Origin of the sequence: Nostoc sp. CCY 9925, assembly GCF_963920935.1 — a bacterium.
Taxonomy (GTDB): Bacteria; Cyanobacteriota; Cyanobacteriia; order Cyanobacteriales; family Nostocaceae; genus Nostoc.
This window is the reverse complement of record NZ_CAWUDO010000341.1, coordinates 1-225: the sequence shown is the minus strand read 5'-3', so window position 1 is coordinate 225 and position 225 is coordinate 1. Positions and strand designations below refer to the sequence as shown.

Below are 225 nucleotides of genomic sequence, written 5' to 3'. Positions count from 1 at the left end.
CCCTGGCGCAGAAGCACGACGTCCTGATCCAGACCGCCTGCGAGATGCTGGGTGCTGAGGGCCGCGCGCCCTCATCGCAGAAGGTGGCCAGCGCGGTCGGGCTGAGCCGCTCGCACTTCCACAAGCTGTTCCGCCAGACCACCGGAACCACGCCGTCCGCCTATGCGAAATCATTGCGTGCGACGGCGGCCCGCAGCCGCCCCCTAACCGCCCGCAGGTCGTTCG

Annotated in this window: 1 protein-coding gene; it reads left to right on the top strand. The window is 69.8% G+C overall.

Annotated elements, in window-relative coordinates; all coding sequences use genetic code 11:
- The coding region (locus tag ACM0OY_RS40695) for an AraC family transcriptional regulator (protein ID WP_414574348.1) at nt 1-225 on the top strand (225 nt) is incomplete at both ends.